This window comes from Ktedonosporobacter rubrisoli (assembly GCF_004208415.1).
Taxonomy (GTDB): Bacteria; Chloroflexota; Ktedonobacteria; order Ktedonobacterales; family Ktedonobacteraceae; genus Ktedonosporobacter; species Ktedonosporobacter rubrisoli.
In genome coordinates this window covers 9,234,947-9,253,474 of record NZ_CP035758.1, presented here as the reverse complement: position 1 = coordinate 9,253,474, position 18,528 = coordinate 9,234,947, and the positions used below count along the sequence as shown (strand labels likewise).

The window sequence follows — 18,528 nt, the reverse complement described above, 5'->3', positions numbered from 1 at the left end:
AAATAGCGCTATATCTCCATGATACAAAGTGGCGAGCCTATCAGAGCTGTTCAACCTTGTGCACGGTGCGCTCATCCTCAACATTGCCAGTATTGAGAGTAGTCGCGGGCTCAAACAGCATGATATGGGCTTCCTCCTCGGCGACCGGGCGATGCTCGACGCCGTGCGGCACAATAATAAACTCGCCCTCCTCTACCCAGATATCCCTTTGCTGCTCCGGCACTTCCCGCACCTGCATCAGAAGGCGCCCCTTCACAACCAAAAAGAGCTCATCCTCCTGCTCATGGTGATGCCAGACAAACTCCCCTTTGAGCTTCACAACCTTTACGGCAAACTGATTCACAGTGCCAACCTGCTTGGGATTCCAGTATTCGGAGAAAAGGGCAAATTTTTGCTGCAGATTAACCTTATCCATCAATAAGCTCCTTTCTGGCTAAAATCCATTGGACAACGGCATGCGCTCATATAAGCAGAGCGCAGCTTCCCGAATAGGCTAGCGAACAAGAGGTGAAGCTCTTAGCTATCTTCTTCTTGTTTGCTCCCGTCTGTGTATACGCAGCTTGCAAGCAAAGGAGACATCCTAGCATCTCCATGATACAACGATGTCTCCCTCAAGAGCTCTTTGGCACACTGCACATATTCAATTCAGTTGCGGGCCTATCAGCTAGGGCCTCAGTTCGCTCTTTCCAGGAAGAAGCCAGAACGTAAGCACAGCCCCTGCCAAGGCCGCAAGCGCGCCCGCAGCCAGGCCCCAATGATAACCGCTCAAAGTCGCTACAGCGTCACTGCCCAGGCTAGCCGTACGCGCGGTGGATAGAGCCACCAGCAGAGCGACACCTAAGCCCGAACCAACTTGCTGAGCCGTAACATTGAGCCCACCGGCAACCCCTTGCTGGGCCGTGGGCACTTCCGTAAGGGATGCGGCTGTCATAGCAGTGAAGGCCAGACCTTGCCCTACGCTCATGATGAGTATGCCAGGCAGCATATTGAAGAGATAACTTCCGTGCAGAGGGATAAAGGCCCAGAGCGTTACCCCCGCCGCGATCAGAAGTTGTCCACCAATTAACATAAGGCGCTGACCCGTGCGCGCCAACAGTCGTCCGGCAACATTGGAAGCAATGATGACGGTCAAGCTCATTGGAACGAAGGCCAGGCCAGAGGTAAAGGCGCTGTAATGGAGCATCCCCTGCAAATACAAGGGGCCGAAAAACATCAATCCGTTAAAGGCTGTGAAGAAGACAGCCCCGGTTAGCGTCGCAGTCCGCACAGTGGGCAACTGAAAAAGTGTCAGGGGCAATAAAGGCTGGGCAGTCAGCCGCTCACGTAGGATGAAGCCGCCCAGCAGTGCTATCGCCAGAATCAGCAAAGCCAGCGTTAAGCCATTTGTCCATCCATACTCATGAGCCTGCGTTACCCCATAGACAGCCAGAATGAGGCCGGCGGTCACCAGCACCGCTCCTGGAAGATCGAGAGACTGGCGCACATATCCTGTATCAACAGGTAAGACAAACCTTCCACCCAGGATGACAACCAGACCCAATATAACGCTCAGCAGAAAGATACTGCGCCAGCCAAAGATATCGGTAAGAATGCCACCTAAAACTAGTCCGAAGGCAAAACTAGATGCGCCTACTGAAGAATAGATGCCAAAGGCTCTGTCTCGCTCGGTTCCTTGTGGAAACAGCTCACCTATGAGCGCTAGCGCTGCTGGACTGCTCACCGCAGCGCCGATACCCTGCAATGCCCGCGCGACTATGAGCCAGGCGCCAGTTGGAGCAAGGGCCGCCCCCAGAGATGCCACGACAAAGATAGCAATGCCGCTCAGAAAGATAAGGCGACGACCAAACACATCTGCCAGGCGCCCACCCAGGAGCAGAAACCCCGCAAAAGTGAGCGCATAGGAAGTCACGACCCATTGCAAAGTTGATTCAGATAGCTCAAATGCTTGTTTAATAGAAGGTGTGGCAGTATTAATCACACCTACGCCGATCATATCAAGCGCCAGAGCTGCGCAGACCACTACTAGCGCAAGCCAGCGCCGTGGAACGGTTGTCTGAGGTGCAATTCTGGTAGTGTTATCCCGATCATTCACGTTTGATAAGAGAGCCATAGTTTTCCCTTTGTTCCTGGTTTCAGCCTTCTTAAACGAGCCATACAAGAAACCAGCCTGCTTGCCTAAATGGTCATGGTAAGAGAACTCTTTCATGGCTCCGAGTGTCTCATCATTCGCTACAACAGTCCAAGATTTATTTTCTCTGATATGATAGAATAGCTCTATAACACCTCAGATGATCGCCTCTAGCATGGAACGGAAGGCAGGTAGAAATGGAGCTGCGTGTCCTGCAGTACTTTGCCGTGCTTGCCGAGGAATTACACTTCGGGCGGGCGGCTGAACGCCTCCTGGTTGCGCAACCATCTTTAAGCTATGCCATCAAAGAACTGGAGCGTGAGCTCGGCGTAGTCCTGCTCCAACGCGACCACAGGCATGTCCAGCTCACAGAAGCCGGTAAAGCTATTCTCAGCGAGGCTCAGCATACACTCGCGCAGGCCGAACGCATACGTGTAATAGCTGAGCAATTTCGCAGCGGGCAGGCCGGCACGCTCTGCCTGGGCTTTGAGGCGACAGGAGCCGGTCAGCTAGGAACATTAGCCCAGATCCACTTTTCACAACAGTACCCTCATGTACGCATAGTCCCCCGTCGCTTCGATTGGAGCGGAGAGGCAGAAGCCTTACGTACAGGAATAGTAGATGTGGCTTATGTATGGTTACCAACCTCGCTGCAGGGGCTAAAGGCAAAGGTCATTGCCAGGGAACCGCGCTTAGCTGCCTTGCCCCGCCATCATCCACTTGCCACGCGTTCCCAGCTGCAGATCATGGATCTCGCCAATGAAGCGCTTACATGGACACAAAGAGCCTCTCAAGACTGGGTGCATTGGTGGGCAGTCAATCCGCGCCCGGATGGAACCGTGCCTCTCTGCGGACCAACCAATGATAACGTCGAGGAGATGCTCGAACAGGTGGCGGCAGGTCGGGCCATCAGCATAGGTTCGGCATCAATGGCCAGCTACTACACACGCCCAGATCTTATCTGGCGTCCTATCGTAGATATCGAACCATTGCATATCGCTATCGCCTGGCGAGCTGGCGAGGTAAATCCTCTTGTTGAGCTTTTTGTTTCTACTGTGCAGACAATAGCCAAAGAGTCGGCTTCCCTTTGCTGATTGCATCGGGGAATTACCAAATCTCACCGAAGTCAAAAAGAGCCATATCATCATTCTTTTTTGCGATATTTCAGCACTTTTACGTCTTATTTATAGGAGAGATAGTATTCTCGCCTAACCACTTATATTAAGAGCAGTACCGTAGCTTAGCAAGAAGGTTCGATGTTATGTATTCTCAACAGCAACAGATTTCTCAGCTTTCCCCGGGTACACATCTGCGGCGTTACATCATTCAGAATAAAATCGGGGAAGGTGGTTATGGGGCTGTCTACAAGGCCAGGGATAGCCGCAAACCAGGCAAATATGTGGCCATCAAGCAGATCAATCTTGCCAATTTGAGCACGCAAGAGATGATTGAAGCCACCGATACCTACAATCGCGAAGTGAGCATGCTTTCTCAATTGCAGCATCCTGGTTTGCCTCACATCTATGAAACTTTTAGCGACGCCACGCACTGGTATGTCGTACAAGACTATATTGGCGGAAAAACCCTGGAAGCCCTCCTCAAAAAGCGCGGCAGATTATCGCTTGAGCAGACACTGGACATCGGGTTAAAGCTCTGCGAGATCCTTGATTATCTTCACCAGCAGAAACCGCCTATCATCTATCGCGATCTCAAGCCTTCCAACATCATTATGAAAGGCAAAGATGAGCTTTATCTTGTCGATTTTGGCATAGCTCGACATTACCGCAAATACCAGCGCAAAGATACCGAACCGCTTGGCTCGCCCGGCTATGCCGCCCCTGAGCAATACGGCAAGGCCCAGAGCACGCCACGCACTGACGTCTACGGCCTGGGAGCCACTCTACAAGAACTGTTCACGGGTAGAGAACCGCTGGAGATCAAGATGCATGGGCTACCAGCAGGCTATGAGATTCCAGTTGCTTTCAAGACTTTGCTTGAACAAATGCTGCAAAGCGATCCAGCGCAACGCCCCAAGATCTATAAGGTCAAGCAAGAGTTGCAAAAGCTCAAGCAAATACTGCACTCAAGCAAACCAGCCACAAAGCACCCTGCACCTAGAGCTCATCGCAGGTCTCGCAATAGCGGAGCAGACTTTCTCCTCTGGACATACGCAGGCATAGTATTCACACTGATTCCCGCCATTCTCACTGGACGCTTTCCACTTCTATACCTGCTTGTTGCCTTGTCAGTAAGCCTGGCTGCCGGCCTGCTCACCTATTTTATCCAGAGGGCAAGATACGCTTCTACAACGCAGTTAATGAACGTATATCGAAAGCCGGGACGCGGGCAATATCTCCTGGAAGCCTGCGTCATCGGCTCCTTGCCACTATTGCTCACCCATCTTGGCTATGATGCCCTAAATAAAGCCCTTGACAAGGATCTGCAACTACTCATTATCTGGTGTGGACTCTCTTGTTTTGCCTGGTTACTCTATAAGATCGTGGCAAGAAAGGCACGCAAAGTTGTTAGCCGCTAGAATGCCTGGCATAGTTTCCAGCAGACCGGCTTGAACAAGCCCTCTATCAATATGCTGCCGGCTCAAGCAGCTTGAGGAGACGATCCCGATGCTCTTCAATCAAACCATAGGTGCTCAGCAAAGGGAATGCATCGGCCTCGATAGCTGTCATGATGCTACTCAGCGCGCGCCAGGCCAGCTCATATTCCAGAGGCGAAACCTCATCCTGGCCTAGAGCGCTATCCAGCTCTTCAGCATCCAGAATAAGAGCCGAGCCGCTCGGCGCCACATCCAGATCCAGGTAAAGGTCGTCATACCAGAGCGCTCCCTGAGCATCAAGATAATACTGCTTGCAGATATCGACATATCCACGCACAAACTCGCCCTGCTCATTGAAGATCGAGGTAAGGGCATAGTGCTCCCCGCGCGGAAAATGCTGCAGCCAGTGATAACCATTATCGGCAAGACAAACTCTCTCGCCCTGCAAATCTCGCCATAAAGGTTTCCGTAGAGCATCTATGCAAAACAACGTCACATAGCCTTTAAAATCTCTCTCTTCCAAAGACATCATTGCAAAGCGTTTGCGGATAATACGTTGCCAATCCGCCCGATCCGCCCTTTTATGTTTCATATCTCAACGTCCTTGACTGGCTCGCTGACGCCCTATCACAACCCCGAAGCTATCTTCAGGGCATAGAGAGCTTGCCGACCACATATACTTACAAATTTCTATCCCGACAGTTCGTTAGCAGATATACCCGTCAGCATTTTAAGGTATACAGCCGAAATGCGCCGTATTATCTTAGCACAACTGTTGCAGGTTTACGATAGCGTTGTGGTGAAAAACTGCATGACGCTAGCAATATATTCCTGTTCGCAGCGCAGATGAGCAGCATGGCCGGCCTCGAATAAAAGTAGCTGGGCACCTGGAATATGCGCTTGCAGCTCGCGCGCATAGGCCACTGGTACCACGCGATCGCGTGAGCCATGCATGATCAGCGTTGGGCAGCGAATCGCCGCAAGTTCAGCCTGGCTAATCAACGTCCCGCCAGCCGCGAGCAAGTCTTCCTGACCCTTCACATAGAGCGGGAGCAAGCTGCGCCAGTAGGGCTCACCATGCAGCTCGGTCAACTGCTTCTGCCATTCAGGGGATAGCGGCTGCTCAAGCAACCAGTGACGAATCGCCGCCACATCCTGAGCCGTAATCGAGGCCTGGGCCCCAAGAACAGCCTGCGCCCTTACGCGTTGGGGATATAGAGCTGATAGCAGCAAGGCAATAATTGCCCCATCGCTAAAGCCAACCACCAGCACGTCGGAGAGATTGAGCATATCGAGCAGGGTTACAATATCGGCGACATTATCCCGGTAAAAACTTACTGGATAGGCCTCGCGATGGGCAGAATGCCCGTAGCCATGCAGATGAGGTGCGAGCACATTATAGCGCGCTCGCAAATGGGGAATGAGCGCCGCAAAATCAGATTCCGGCGTATCAGCAAAGCCATGCAACAAGAGCACAGTTGGCGCATGAGGAACGTCAGCAGTGAGCAAATCAAAGTACAAAGTAGCGTTTGCAGTTTGCAGAAAAGGCATCAAACACCTACCATAACTAGCTAGCAGCAACTTTGGGCAAAGTTAACCGTATATACCCGGCAATAGTATAGCACGGAGAGGCCGAGCTGGCCTGCCAGCTTCTGTCGGGCTGCCTTGATTACGGAGCCAGGCAATCTAGCGGGCAAATTTCGACGAATTTCGTACATAATATTATAATAAATTACGATATTTTAGCAAACAAAGCCAGAATAATTGCTAATCTCACAAGTTAAATGTAAAATAGGAGGAATAGAGCTATGTGTACTTTTTTACAGCTTGACACAGGTTAGATGGACACATACTATACTACCAGGTAGTACTGATGCGCCCCCTGTGGCAACAGATCTTGCTAGCTATACACTTAATTAACCCGGGCGACCATATCTTTATGCTCATCCTCGTAGTCAGGGCCAGGAGTGCGAGCTAGCGCGGCGCTCTTCCCCTGCCAGCGGAGGATTGAGAATACGGCAATGGAAAGGAGCGTCTCGTATGAACTCCGAACAGGATCGAACGGCGAATGCCTCTAGCCATCCTCACATTAGCACCGGCCTCCCCCAGCCCCCCGATCTCGTCGAAAGCGAGATCATCATCCAGACCAAAGGGCTTAATAAGTATTTCGGCGACAAACACGTCCTCAAGGATATCAACTTCGCAGTGCGGAAGCAAGAAGTTGTCGCCTTAATTGGCCCCAGCGGATCGGGCAAGAGCACCCTTATTCGCTGCCTCAATGCCTTAGAGCAGGCCAGCAGCGGAGAGATCTACATTCAGGGGCAAAAGCTTGACCCCTACTTACCGGTTAAGCAGCTCATTCCTATTCGTCGCGAGCTTGGTATGGTCTTTCAAAACTTCAATCTCTTTCCCCACATGACGGTCTTACAAAACGTCATCGAGGCGCCTCTCCTCGTCCGCAAAATACCCAGAGATCAGGCAGTAGCCCTTGGTGAAAAATTGCTCGCCAAAGTCGGCCTCTCGGAGAAACGAGATGTCTATCCCAGCCGTCTCTCGGGAGGGCAAAAGCAGCGCGTCGCCATTGCCCGCGCCCTGGCCATGCAGCCGCGCGCCCTGCTCTTCGACGAGCCCACGTCGGCCCTTGACCCGGAACTGGTTGGCGAGGTTCTCAAGGTCATGAAAGATCTGGCTTACGAAGGTAGCACGATGGTCGTCGTCACGCACGAGATGCAATTTGCCCGCGACGTCTCGGATCGCGTCGTCTTTATGTCCGATGGCATGATCGTAGAAGAGGGTGATCCCGAGGAGCTATTCAAGCAGCCAAAGAATAAGCGCACACAGCTTTTTCTTGAGCGCATCCTCTCTGTCCTACCCTAAAAATGCACTATCCTCAAGGATGGATCGTCAAGGACTGCTCTCATAGGCCTGCTGCCGCGCTCCCTCACCAGGCCCAGGAGCTTACAAATGAGCGCATCAGGATAGAGAACACCGGAACGGTCACTAGAAAGGCACAGAACTATGAGCTTTCAATCAAGCAGGCGAACTTTTTTGTTACGTAGCGGCCAGGTTGTCGCTGCGGGAGGCACACTAGAGCTACTGCTGGCCGCCTGCGGAGGCAATATTGCCACAACGCCAGGCAGCAGCACGCCAGGCACAGCCAAAATACCCGATACAGGGCTAATGGTGCCAGGGCAGCTACAATGGGGCGCCGACTATGTTGATGGGGCGCCCTATGTCTTTAAAGATCCTACTAACCCCAATAATCTTATCGGTTTCGAGGTCGAGATTGCCGCCGCAATGGCCAAATTGATGAGCGCGGCACCAAAGATGATAGAGACCGATTATGGCAAGCTGGAACCAGCCTTGCTGGCAAACCAGTTTGATTTTGTCATGAACGGCTGGGAAGTTACCCCGGACCGCCAGAAGACCGAGCTATTTTCTGATCCCTATTATCGCTATGGGCAACAATTTGTGGTGCGCTCCGACGATTCCCGCTACGCCAACTTGAGCACCAGCAGCAATGTGCAGCTCAAGGATTTTGAAGGCCTAAAGGTAGGCACGGGCACAGGTTTTAAAGCTGCCGACTACCTGGCCACCGACGCCAAGGTGATTACCAGGCTCTACGATGGTAATTTGCCCATGGATGACGTCAAACAGAAAAAGATCGATGCCATGCTCGTGGATGTTCCCATTGCAGCCTACTATGTACTAGGGGCCGGACCCGCCGGCAAACCGGATACGGCCTTAAAGCCCATCGGCAAGCCGCTTTATCTTGATAATTATGTCGTCGGAATTAACAAGGCCAATCCACACGCCCAGGAATTACTTAAAGAGGTTAACCAGGCCATCGCCGAGCTAAAGAAGAACGGCGCCCTTAAGAAGATCTATCAAGAATGGAGCATGTGGAACGATCAGCAAGCCGAGATTGGGATCTCCTAAAGCTGATTGGGGCAAAAATGGCAACATTATTTACGCCTGCCATAAGCCGAGCTGCCTGCGCTAAGGCTATCGGGCTCTTTAACTGGCCTGAGATCATATACAGCAGAGCAAGCTATCTTATGCATCCAAATGCAGGGAACCTTCGATCCAACGGAGTTCCCTGCCCCCATCCCACATGGCCAGCCCAACCAGCGCTAGCAGCAACAGAGCGCTGGCAAAGCCCAAGTCCTGTGCCCCTCACTCCTACGCAATTCTGCCCTTCTACACAACCTGCTGGCTCACTCTGTACCAATTCCAGCCGACTGATAGAAGAAGGAACACCTGGGGGATGGAGAACGCTCCTGCGAGCAAATATTTGCCCGCGCACAAAAAGAGATTGACAACCTACATAGACAATGGGAGATAGCCGTATGGATCTGATCTATCAAGACCTGCAATGGCTCCTGGAGGCCTTTCCTGCCTTCCTGGTTGGAGCGCGCAATACGCTTATCTACTGCGTGGTTTCCTTTCCCATCGCCCTGGTGCTGGGTCTGCTGCTTGCTCTGATGAGCAATTCCCCCTTTGTCTGGCTAAAGACGCCGGCCCGGGTCTTTATCGAAGTCGTACGCAGCACTCCGATCCTGGCCCAGATGTTCTTGCTCTACTATGGTGTAGGAGCCGTTCTGGTCCAATTCAACCTGTCCAGCATCGACAACGCCTGGTCAGCGGGCATCGCAACCCTGGCCCTCAATTATGCAGCCTACGAAGCTGAAGTTTTCCGCGCCGGCTTTCTCTCAGTAGAGAAAGGGCAGACAGAAGCTGCGCTCTCGCTTGGCCTGACGCCCTGGCAAAACTTTTTTCGCATCGTCTTGCCCCAGGCCATACCGTTTATGATTCCGCCCTTCGTCAACGATTTTATCTATATGCTCAAAGACTCGGCTATCGTCAGCGTTATCGCAGGCACCGAGCTCACCGCCGTGCTCAGCTTCTGGGTCTCGCGCCACGGAAGCAACTCCCTGCCCGGCTACGTGCTCGCCATCGCCCTCTATCTCATACTCAGCCTGCCAACCTCATATGTAGCGCGCTTTTTTGAACAAAGGTTACGTGCAGCCCTGTAATCAAAGGAGACTCACATGCATCATGCGGTTCCTAGCAGCACATCCAGAAGGCGCAGCCGGCTCGTAATCCTTGATTACATTTTCTATGTAGCCTTTGCCCTGGCCATCTGCGCATTTTGCTACTATATCTATACATTCCGTAATACCGCCCTATTGATTCTGCCTTTTCTCCTACAAGGCGCCGGCGTAACAATCGCCATCTCGCTCATCAGCATGATCCTGGCCACCATCTTCGGTCTGCTCGCTGCCCTGGGGTGTCTTTCGCGTTTCAAGCTCGTGCGGCTTATCGCCACGCTCTATGTCGAACTTGTGCGCGGCACACCCCTGCTTGTCCAGCTCTCAATGTGGTACTTTGGCATCGGCCTGTTCCTGGCCAGGCTGGGTTTCAGCCCCTATGCGACGGCCTTTCAGATCATGACGGTCCTGCAGAATAACAGCCTTGTGCCCGATATGTTCAATGGTATCTTCTATGGCATTATTGCCCTCAGCTTTAATTATGGGGCCTATCTTACCGAGATCTTCCGCTCGGGAATTCTCTCAGTGGACAAAGGGCAGTACGAAGCCGCCTTGAGCCTGGGCTTGAACGAGGGCCAGGTGATGCGCCGCATCATCATCCCCCAGGCTATACGCATCATCATCCCGCCCTTCACCAACAACTTCATTACCCTGATCCAGGATAGCTCACTGCTGGCCACCCTCTCGGTCATCGAATTGGAGCAACAAACCTTTGCCCTGGCCTTCCCGCTCCTGGACTCAAATACCAAGCTGTTTGTCTTCGTCTTAGGAGCGCTCTTCTACCTGATCATCTGCTATCCACTCTCGCGGCTCACGCGCTACTTAGAGACGCGCATGGCTGTAGCCTATTGATAGGGTCTGGCTTGAGGGCGTGCCCATCATGGACAAACTTCTCGCTCCCAGGCCTTCCCTCTTCGGCCAGCAAGCCCAGCAATTTTGGGCTTGCCAGCCATCCAGTTATCGGCTATACTGTTTATATATTGCAGTATTCTCAAAGCTGAGCGTACTGGCAAACTTTCGCCGGGTTTGCGCCAGTGTGTAGAGGATATACTGATAAGCCGAAGAGGCCAGGCGATTCGTCGCCAGGTCTTATTCTCAAAAAGCATGGTGTCCCATGAAAGAAGCAGACTGTCCAGGCACAAGAAAAAGACGTTACACAGCAAAATTCTATGTATTCCGCGGCTTCCACCTGTCTACCTGCTACCCCTGAGCCTGTGTTCCCCATCCATAACAACTGGCTTCATTGAGCCGGATTGGCGATGTATCCACTTTTTGCTAGTTTGCGTGCTGCATAGACTTTTTCGTTGAGAGTTTATCAACTATATCTTTATTGTCAACTGTAGCAAGCAGCCTTTATTCTTTTACAGCTTAGCCTATCTTTTTGGCGAAGATAGCCTGAATCATGCCTACAAGCAGCGGCATTATGAGGAGAAGTCCCTCCTAGAGCTTTGCCGTTCGCTCTCTCGATAGTGCGGATCGAGACGGGGCATGGTCTGCACGCGTCCGCATTACCAGAAAGGTTTTTTATGAGTAGCGATGGATTACTCAAGGCCCTGAACGATTCACAACGATATCTTGATATAGTGCATAAGCAGCACTTGAGCAAGAGTGAGGCGGAATGGCTTGTAGAAACCACCGTCAGCAACTTTGCTCGCCACTACAATAGTGGTTTTATCGAGTACCGTAAATCGGTCGCCGAAGCAGGCGACTTTGCAGCAGTCGAATGGACGGGTCAGGGAGCCACCTTTAAGGATGCCCTGGGACGCAAATATATCGATTGCATTGGCGGGTTTGGACTGTTCAACCTGGGTTGGGCACATCCAAAGGTCGTCAGGGCCGTTCAAGCACAGCTAGAGAAGAGTCCGCTACCTACTCAAGAATTATTGGACCCCCTGCGCGGGATGCTCGCGCACCTGTTGGCCGAGATTACCCCGGGAGATATCCAATATAGCTTCTTTGTAAGCAGCGGTACCGAAGCCGTTGAAGGCGCGATGAAGCTCGCTAAACTCTACACACGTAAGAGTGGTTTTATTGCGGCAGTCCGTGGCTTCCACGGCAAAACTACAGGCTCTCTTTCCCTGACGGGTAAGGCCATATTCCGTCGCCCGGCCATGCCCCTGCACAACAACATCTTCCACGTTCCCTATGGCGATGCCGACGCCGTTGAGCAACAGCTTAATATAGCGCGCGAGGTGGGCAACGATATAGCCGCCGTCGTTATGGAACCTGTGCAGGGTGAAGCTGGCGCTATCGTCCCACCTGCTGATTTCTGGCCACGCCTGCGTCAGATCTGTGACGAGTACGAAGTTCTCTTGATTGCCGACGAAGTGCAGACCGGTATGGGCCGCACCGGCACGCTCTGGGGCGTGGAGCACTGGAATGTCGTCCCTGATATTATCACTTCGGCCAAGGCGCTCGGCGGTGGAGTCATGCCGATTGGCGCATTTATGTCCACGCCTAAAATCTGGAGCGTCTTGAATAGCAATCCTTTCGTCCATACAACAACTACCGGCGGTAATCCGCTTGCCTGCGCGGCAGCTATCGCCGCCATTAATGTCACGCTGGAAGAGGATATGGTAGAGCAGGCCGCCACTAAGGGTGAATACTTTATTGCGCGCCTGCGGGAGATCGCGGCACATCATAGCGATATCTACACAAATATCACGGGAAAAGGGCTGCTCATCGGCCAGCACTTTGTTGACGACGATATCGGCTATGCCGTCTCTTCTGGCTTATTCAAGCGCGGAGTCCTCGTCTCCGGCACGCTTAACAATTCGCGGGTCATTCGGATTGAACCGCCGTTAGTCATCACGCGTGAAGAAATCGATACCATCCTGAATCGGCTTGAAGATACGCTACAGGAGCTTCATGCTAGCATCTCCACGCCATCTCAGCCACTTCAGGCCCAGTCTAGCAGCCAGCTAGCCGACAGGGCAGATATTGCAGTTGCTTGATAACGACGGAAGGATTGAGTCCTATGCATATTATCGTCCTGGGAGGCGCTGGTGCAATGGGACGCGTTACGGTACTGGCGCTGAGCGAATTTGCCGACGTCGATCAGATCACGGTTGCCGATTATAACGAGGAGCGAGCCCTTATGGTCGTCTCCTCGTTATCAAGCCCCAGATTAGCGGCCAGGCAGGTTGATGTTACTAACGAGGCTCGCCTACGACAACTTCTGCACGGCGCAGACGTCGTACTCAATGCTGTGGACTATCGATTTAATATGCAGGTTCTACGCGCCTGCATTGACGAAGGCGTCCACTATGCCGATCTTGGCGGCCTCTTTCATATGACGCGCAAGATGCTGGCGCTGCACGCGCAGGCCGAGGCAGCTGGCATCAGCGCAATCATGGGAATAGGTGGCACGCCAGGTATTACCAATCTGCTGGCCGCTGCGGCCGTGGAGCAGCTTGAAAGCCTTGAAAGCATTCGGGTTCAGCTCGGCTGCAGCGATGCCACTCCTGTACAGGCGCCTCTAGCCGTTCCCTACTCCATTCGTACCCTCCTTGATGAATTTACGCAAGCGCCGCTGGTCTTTCAGGATGGCGCCTGGCATCCCCAGCGACCCCTGACAGGTCAGGAAGAGCTAGAGTTTCCCGCGCCGGTCGGACGCGCCAGCGCCGTCTACTCGCTCCATTCCGAATGCGCCACCTTTCCCGACTCCTTCCGGGCAAAAGGCCTTCGGCATGTCTCTTTCAAAATAGCCTTCCCGCCCGAGCTTATGACAAAGCTCAAATTTCTCGTCGAACTTGGCTTTGCCAGCGCAGAGCCGATCAGCGTGCAGGGCGTTCGGGTTGCGCCGCGCGAAGTGCTGGCCACGCTGCTTGAACTCTTTCCCTCTGAGCAGAGCGCGCCGCAGGATTGCGATGTCTTGCGCGTCGTCGCCAGCGGCCGCACAGCCCTGGGGCAAGCCGTAGAGATAAGCAAGTATATAGTCGTATTGCCCTACCAGCCCTGGGGTATCAGCGCGGGAGCCCTGGATACCGGGACCCCACTAGCAATCGCCGGGCGCATGCTGGGCCGAGGAGAGATTACGCGACGCGGCGTACTTGCTCCCGAGATCTGCATTTCATATGAGCCCTTTTTTGCCACGCTGGCTCATTACAATATGAACGTCGAGAGCGAAGTACGCACTTTGCGCTAAAAATCAGCTATTCCAGCTTATGGCTAGCTGGTTATGCTAAAATGGATGGTAGGAGGCCGATTTAACAACTTTTTCGTGCGTATTTCTTGCTTAACCTACGAATGACGCACACTTCAGGGGCTTTTATTACGAATAAACGTCAATTTTCAGTTTCTGGAAAGGGGAAACCTGTATGGCCGAATACAAGCTGCTCATCAACGGTGAACTGGTTAATAGCAGTACTGGTAAGACCAGCGACGATATCAATCCGGCAACAGGAGAAGTCATTGCTCAGGTTCCCGAAAGTACACTTGACGACATGAACCGCGCCGTCGCTGCCGCACGCGCAGCCTTTGACGACGGGCGCTGGTCAGGCCTCACCCACGCTACGCGCGCCTCCATGCTAGAAAAGCTGGCCACCCTGGTCGAGGAGCATGCCGACGAGCTTGCCGAGCTTGAATCGCAGGATACCGGCAAGCCGATCAAGCTCGCGCGCGATAGCGATATTCCTTTTGCCGCCGATAATCTGCATTTCTTTGCCAGTACCGCGCGCCACCTGCGCGGAAGTGCTGCCAGCGAGTACAGCGGCGGGCATACAAGCATCATTCGGCGCGAACCGATCGGCGTAGTAGCCTCGGTTGCTCCCTGGAACTATCCTTTTATGATGGCGGCCTGGAAACTGGGACCGGCGCTGGCGGCCGGCAATACAGTCGTCTTCAAGCCCTCGCCCGAAACGCCTTTGACCGCGCTTAAATTAGGCGAGCTTGCCATAGAGGCCGGCATTCCAGCTGGTGTGCTCAATATTCTTGCCGATGGACCCGATGTAGCGCCTAGCCTGGTCAGCCATAAGAACGTTAATATGGTCTCCATTACCGGAAGCACACGCAGCGGCAAATACGTCATGCGTGCCGCCGCCGATACGATTAAACGTGCTCATCTTGAGCTAGGCGGAAAGGCTCCCTTTATCGTCTACGCCGACGCGGATATCGAAGCCGCTGCCAATGGCGCCGTGGTGGGAGGTTATGTGAACTGCGGTCAGGACTGCACAGCCGCAACGCGCATCTACGTTCAGGACAGCATCTATGACGATTTTATAGCCTCCTTCCTTAGCAAGGTAAAACAGATTCGCGTCGGCAATCCTGCCAGCGAACAGACTGACATGGGTCCCTTAATCTCGGCCCGTCAGCTTGACCGCGTTCAGGGATATGTTGAACGCGCACGCCACACAGGCTCGCATATTCTAGTTGGCGGCCAGCATCCCAGCATCGCGGGCCTGGAAAAAGGCTTCTTCTTTGAGCCAACCGTGATCGCCGAAGAGCGCCAGGATGCCGAGATTGTGCAAGAGGAGGTATTTGGTCCTGTCGTCGTGGTGAGCCGCTTTACTGACGAGGAAGAGGCTTTGCACTGCGCCAATGGCGTTGTCTATGGCCTGGCCGCCTCTGTCTGGACCAGAGATATCTACAAGGCCATGCGCGCCAGCCAGACCTTACAGTTCGGCACAGTCTGGGTAAACGATCATCTGCCGCTGACTTCAGAAATGCCCCACGGTGGCTATAAAGAAAGCGGCATTGGTAAAGATATGTCAATGTACTCTTTTGAGGAGTATACGCAGATCAAACATGTCATGATTGAGCTTAGCGGCGAGGCGCGTAAAGACTGGCATTATACCATCTTCGGCGATCAGGCCTGATGCATCAGGTGGCTTAGCACGCAAGTTTGCTCTGTGGCCCGCCCTTTACTCCTGTCGCGACGGGCCACAAGTCTATGTACAATATCACCTGCGCGCGAGGTGATACATATATGTCTCAAGTCCCCTATGTATCTCGCGCTTGAGCTCGCCAAGCACATAGCCTCGCTTCTCCCAGAAATGCCAGACCGCCACGTTTGGCCGCTGCCCTCCGATCTTTCTCCCGCAACAATGGCTATAAGAAGTAGCTTCGGCAAAATTCATTCTATACTTTTCCGTTTGCTACAACCTGCGTAGCGATCAAGGCAGTCAGCGCGATTATCTCTAACTCAGGCTTTAAGTATCCGTCCAATTTACCAGCTCCGCGCAAGACCCTCAGATGCATGCAGTCATGCGAGCGAGCAGCGATACATTTATTATGTAAAATTGCAAACAATGAACATACATTGTTATGAATAATTTTAATACATTATTAACACAAAATTTGCAAATAAAGGCTTATAATATAAGCGGATACGATTATAGAGATTACTTGATGAGGAGCGGGCAAGCGGCAAATACCTAGACAGCCTGCTTCGAGGACAAGAGATGAGCAAGCTCCGCGTCGGGAATAGCCAGAGAGCCTGGTCTATTCGTCCAGAGACAGGCTTGTACATTCAAAACAAATAAGAAATTATAAACATTGAGGAGATTGAAAAAGCTAGACTTCGGCTTAATAGCAGGCAAAGGGACGTTGCCAGGCATGTCGAAGAGTTCGTTTTAAGTAGTAAAAGTAGATAAGCAGGCCCGCTAACGGTCCTGCGAAGGATTTATGAATTGTCGAAGTAGGGAGGAAGACTGTGGAAGAGATAGAAGAACTCGGCGATCTTCACGTACAGTCCAATGTACGTAATCCGCAACTTGTGATTGTAGCGCAACTCTTACAACAAATTGCTACAATGCAGAACATTGACGAACTATTACGATGGATAGCGCAGGCAATCGTCCAATTTACCGATGCACAGGTGGTACAGTTCTGGTCCCAGCAAGCCAACCGCGTGGGCGAGTACTCTACCGATCTGCGTACCATCGTCTGTCAGGACGTTTTGCTTCCCCAACATTTCATCATCAACTTCCAGACGGAAGCCCTGGCAACCCGCATGCTGCAGGAACAACACGGACCAACGTTATTACAAGTCGAAAATATTTTCTATTCACACCAGGCAATCCTTGTGAAACGCTACGGCCTAAATTATTGCTCAGGATATTTTATCCATAGCAGAACCCTGCTGCCTCCTATGCGCAATGATACAAGCACTGGCAAGATTGCAACTCCTCTAAAGATGGCGGCGGTCTTTTTCTTCCGCCAGCCTCCATCCCAGAAACTGCTTTTCGCCCTTGGCTACATCCTTGAGCATATGCTTCAGGCCGCCAAGCAGCACGGATTGCTATGCTATCCAGCGCATAGCTCTCCAACAACCACGCCCCTTACCTCGCTGCAGCCCTCTCTAGCAGAGCTTATCCCGCAGCGCCTGACGTCCTGGCACGGCTCGCCCCACCTGAGCCTGCTATTCGCACTACCGAGCAAGCAGGCACGCCACGTCCATACCGCCATCGATGGCCAGAGAAATATCCAGGAGCTAGCTCAGCTTACCGGATTAGACATCGATACGATTTACACGGCATTACAGGAGCTATTAGGTCAGCAGCGCATTCGCCTATGCGAACCGGGAGGACAGCCTATCGATAGCATGTTGTTGCTCAACGCCAGTTAGCCAGGCAACCTTTGGCTCGTTCTATCCTAAATATTTTTTTAGACACGTCATATATCGTAACGCGCGTAGGGAGAGGCTCCCGGCCGGTTTTGGTGATATAATGGCCTGTGTAAAGGCCTGAATAGTCCAGGCAAGGCAAAGAAGTAAAAATAAGTTTAAACGAAGTATCTACCCGCTAAGAGGACAAATTATGAGCACGATGACACCTGGTGAACGCGTTCATGCAGCGGTAAAGGGAGAAGCAGTAGACCGTGTACCTATCCTTTTCTGGCACCACTTCAAGCCGGAGGGCTCGGGTGAACGGCTGGCTGAATATACCCTTGATTTCTTTGTAAACAAATTCAAATTGGACATTATTAAAATAATGCCCGATCTACCTTATCCTGCGCCTGAACAGCCAATTACCCAGACAGAGCAAATGCGTTTCCTGCCGCGCCTGGACCTGGATACTCCCATATTCCAGGAACAGTTGCGCTGCATCCGCACCCTTCGTTCGCGCGTAGGCAACGACTATCCGATCATCCTAACGCTCTTCAGCCCTTTAACTTATGGGCTGCGCTTCATGGGCCGACCCTTCGCCAAGACAATTAGCGAGATACGTAAAAATCCTGCCCCTTTCGAGGAAGGTTTAGGCACCATCGCCTCCAACCTGCGCAGGCTTATGGCTGCAGCCATCGAAGCCGGGGCCAGCGGCATCTTTTTCTCCTGCATGGGAGCTACCAGTGCCGATTTCACCCTTGAGGAGTACTTTCGCTTTGGTCGCCCTTACGATCTTGACGCCCTGGATGGCGCAAAGGACAGCTGGCTCACAACAGTGCATGTTCACGCAGACCCGGATCAACAGGGAGATCAGATTTACTTCGATGCCTTCACCTACTATCCCGTCTCTGTCATCAGCTGGAGCGACAGGCTAACCGGGCCAAGCTTGAGCGAAGCCTCTAAAGCCACCGACAAATGCCTGATGACAGGCCTGGCCGAACGCGGCCCACTTACCCACGGGAGTGAGGCCGCGCTAAAAAACGAGATGCAATCAGCCATCAGCCAGACTAACGGCCGCCGCCTTATCCTGGCCAACGGCTGCTCCATCCCGGATGACACACCTGAAGAGTGGCTCCAGACAGCGCGTCGTCTGGTAGACACCCTGGGCTAACTAACCTGAAATAGCACTATCCCCACCTCTCCAGCTCAACTGGAGAAAGTGGGGATTTTTTTCGCAGAGAGGAAAATG

16 protein-coding genes are annotated in these 18,528 nt (G+C 52.7%); 11 read left to right on the top strand and 5 right to left on the bottom strand.

What is annotated here, in order from left to right; translation table 11 throughout:
- Window positions 1-40: 40 nt before the first annotated feature.
- Both EPA93_RS39910 and EPA93_RS39905 read right to left on the bottom strand, forming a co-directional pair.
- Window positions 41-415, bottom strand: a complete 375-nt coding sequence (locus EPA93_RS39910; protein WP_129892875.1) for a cupin domain-containing protein — start codon at window positions 413-415, stop codon at window positions 41-43.
- 249 nt (window positions 416-664) lie between these two features.
- Window positions 665-2,110 (bottom strand): MFS transporter, encoded by a 1,446-nt coding sequence (locus EPA93_RS39905; protein ID WP_129892874.1) that lies wholly within the window; start codon window positions 2,108-2,110, stop codon window positions 665-667.
- Window positions 2,111-2,325: 215 nt separating this feature from the next.
- Between EPA93_RS39905 and EPA93_RS39900 the strand changes: the two genes are divergently transcribed.
- Window positions 2,326-3,222 carry a LysR family transcriptional regulator gene (locus EPA93_RS39900; RefSeq protein WP_129892873.1) on the top strand — a complete coding sequence of 299 codons (897 nt, stop codon included), beginning with the start codon at window positions 2,326-2,328 and terminating at the stop codon, window positions 3,220-3,222.
- Between the two features lie 167 nt (window positions 3,223-3,389).
- On the top strand, window positions 3,390-4,664 hold the full coding sequence (locus tag EPA93_RS39895; protein WP_129892872.1) for a serine/threonine protein kinase: 1,275 nt from the start codon (window positions 3,390-3,392) through the stop codon (window positions 4,662-4,664).
- A 46-nt stretch (window positions 4,665-4,710) separates the two neighbouring features.
- On the opposite strand, the gene EPA93_RS39890 is transcribed toward EPA93_RS39895, so the two are convergent.
- Together EPA93_RS39890 and EPA93_RS39885 are read right to left on the bottom strand one after the other, a co-directional pair.
- Complete coding sequence (locus EPA93_RS39890) at window positions 4,711-5,274, bottom strand: ribonuclease FAU-1 family protein (protein ID WP_129892871.1); 564 nt, start codon at window positions 5,272-5,274, stop codon at window positions 4,711-4,713.
- Window positions 5,275-5,465: 191 nt separating this feature from the next.
- Window positions 5,466-6,233 carry an alpha/beta fold hydrolase gene (locus EPA93_RS39885; protein WP_129892870.1) on the bottom strand — a complete coding sequence of 256 codons (768 nt, stop codon included), beginning with the start codon at window positions 6,231-6,233 and terminating at the stop codon, window positions 5,466-5,468.
- A gap of 585 nt (window positions 6,234-6,818) precedes the next feature.
- Here EPA93_RS39885 and EPA93_RS39880 point away from each other — a divergent pair.
- The 7 genes from EPA93_RS39880 to EPA93_RS39850 all read left to right on the top strand — a co-directional run bounded on the left by EPA93_RS39880 (window position 6,819) and on the right by EPA93_RS39850 (window position 15,549).
- On the top strand, window positions 6,819-7,559 hold the full coding sequence (locus EPA93_RS39880; RefSeq protein WP_165423922.1) for an amino acid ABC transporter ATP-binding protein: 741 nt from the start codon (window positions 6,819-6,821) through the stop codon (window positions 7,557-7,559).
- Between the two features lie 141 nt (window positions 7,560-7,700).
- The gene (locus tag EPA93_RS39875) at window positions 7,701-8,621 is read left to right on the top strand and encodes an ABC transporter substrate-binding protein (RefSeq protein WP_129892868.1); all 921 of its coding nucleotides are present in this window, start codon (window positions 7,701-7,703) and stop codon (window positions 8,619-8,621) included.
- Window positions 8,622-9,031: 410 nt separating this feature from the next.
- Entirely contained in the window at window positions 9,032-9,718 is a 687-nt protein-coding gene (locus tag EPA93_RS39870) for an amino acid ABC transporter permease (RefSeq protein ID WP_207229326.1), read from the top strand.
- Window positions 9,719-9,733: 15 nt separating this feature from the next.
- Window positions 9,734-10,585: an amino acid ABC transporter permease gene (locus tag EPA93_RS39865; protein WP_129892867.1), complete on the top strand. Its 852-nt coding sequence runs from the start codon at window positions 9,734-9,736 to the stop codon at window positions 10,583-10,585.
- Window positions 10,586-11,259: 674 nt separating this feature from the next.
- On the top strand, window positions 11,260-12,687 hold the full coding sequence (locus EPA93_RS39860; protein WP_129892866.1) for a putrescine aminotransferase: 1,428 nt from the start codon (window positions 11,260-11,262) through the stop codon (window positions 12,685-12,687).
- A gap of 23 nt (window positions 12,688-12,710) precedes the next feature.
- The gene (locus EPA93_RS39855; protein WP_129892865.1) at window positions 12,711-13,880 is read left to right on the top strand and encodes a saccharopine dehydrogenase family protein; all 1,170 of its coding nucleotides are present in this window, start codon (window positions 12,711-12,713) and stop codon (window positions 13,878-13,880) included.
- 172 nt (window positions 13,881-14,052) lie between these two features.
- Window positions 14,053-15,549 carry a gamma-aminobutyraldehyde dehydrogenase gene (locus EPA93_RS39850; protein WP_129892864.1) on the top strand — a complete coding sequence of 499 codons (1,497 nt, stop codon included), beginning with the start codon at window positions 14,053-14,055 and terminating at the stop codon, window positions 15,547-15,549.
- 84 nt (window positions 15,550-15,633) lie between these two features.
- On the opposite strand, the gene EPA93_RS48780 is transcribed toward EPA93_RS39850, so the two are convergent.
- Window positions 15,634-15,810, bottom strand: coding sequence for a hypothetical protein (locus EPA93_RS48780; protein WP_165423714.1), 177 nt, complete (start codon window positions 15,808-15,810; stop codon window positions 15,634-15,636).
- A 575-nt stretch (window positions 15,811-16,385) separates the two neighbouring features.
- Here EPA93_RS48780 and EPA93_RS39845 point away from each other — a divergent pair.
- Window positions 16,386-17,300, top strand: coding sequence for a hypothetical protein (locus EPA93_RS39845; RefSeq protein ID WP_129892863.1), 915 nt, complete (start codon window positions 16,386-16,388; stop codon window positions 17,298-17,300).
- Between the two features lie 190 nt (window positions 17,301-17,490).
- Window positions 17,491-18,450: a uroporphyrinogen decarboxylase family protein gene (locus EPA93_RS39840; protein WP_129892862.1), complete on the top strand. Its 960-nt coding sequence runs from the start codon at window positions 17,491-17,493 to the stop codon at window positions 18,448-18,450.
- The last annotated feature ends 78 nt before the right edge of the window (window positions 18,451-18,528 follow it).

What these genes read in the sequence shown, in the direction of transcription:
- EPA93_RS39875 (WP_129892868.1), top strand. Translation starts at nt 7,701, where the DNA reads ATGAGCTTTCAATCAAGCAGGCGAACTTTTTTGTTACGTAGCGGCCAG.
- EPA93_RS39895 (WP_129892872.1), top strand. Translation starts at nt 3,390, where the DNA reads ATGTATTCTCAACAGCAACAGATTTCTCAGCTTTCCCCGGGTACACAT.
- EPA93_RS39850 (WP_129892864.1), top strand. Translation starts at nt 14,053, where the DNA reads ATGGCCGAATACAAGCTGCTCATCAACGGTGAACTGGTTAATAGCAGT.
- EPA93_RS39885 (WP_129892870.1), bottom strand. Translation starts at nt 6,233, where the DNA reads ATGCCTTTTCTGCAAACTGCAAACGCTACTTTGTACTTTGATTTGCTC.
- EPA93_RS39855 (WP_129892865.1), top strand. Translation starts at nt 12,711, where the DNA reads ATGCATATTATCGTCCTGGGAGGCGCTGGTGCAATGGGACGCGTTACG.
- EPA93_RS39900 (WP_129892873.1), top strand. Translation starts at nt 2,326, where the DNA reads ATGGAGCTGCGTGTCCTGCAGTACTTTGCCGTGCTTGCCGAGGAATTA.
- EPA93_RS39890 (WP_129892871.1), bottom strand. Translation starts at nt 5,274, where the DNA reads ATGAAACATAAAAGGGCGGATCGGGCGGATTGGCAACGTATTATCCGC.
- EPA93_RS39910 (WP_129892875.1), bottom strand. Translation starts at nt 415, where the DNA reads ATGGATAAGGTTAATCTGCAGCAAAAATTTGCCCTTTTCTCCGAATAC.
- EPA93_RS48780 (WP_165423714.1), bottom strand. Translation starts at nt 15,810, where the DNA reads ATGAATTTTGCCGAAGCTACTTCTTATAGCCATTGTTGCGGGAGAAAG.
- EPA93_RS39840 (WP_129892862.1), top strand. Translation starts at nt 17,491, where the DNA reads ATGAGCACGATGACACCTGGTGAACGCGTTCATGCAGCGGTAAAGGGA.
- EPA93_RS39865 (WP_129892867.1), top strand. Translation starts at nt 9,734, where the DNA reads ATGCATCATGCGGTTCCTAGCAGCACATCCAGAAGGCGCAGCCGGCTC.
- EPA93_RS39860 (WP_129892866.1), top strand. Translation starts at nt 11,260, where the DNA reads ATGAGTAGCGATGGATTACTCAAGGCCCTGAACGATTCACAACGATAT.
- EPA93_RS39905 (WP_129892874.1), bottom strand. Translation starts at nt 2,110, where the DNA reads ATGGCTCTCTTATCAAACGTGAATGATCGGGATAACACTACCAGAATT.
- EPA93_RS39870 (WP_207229326.1), top strand. Translation starts at nt 9,032, where the DNA reads ATGGATCTGATCTATCAAGACCTGCAATGGCTCCTGGAGGCCTTTCCT.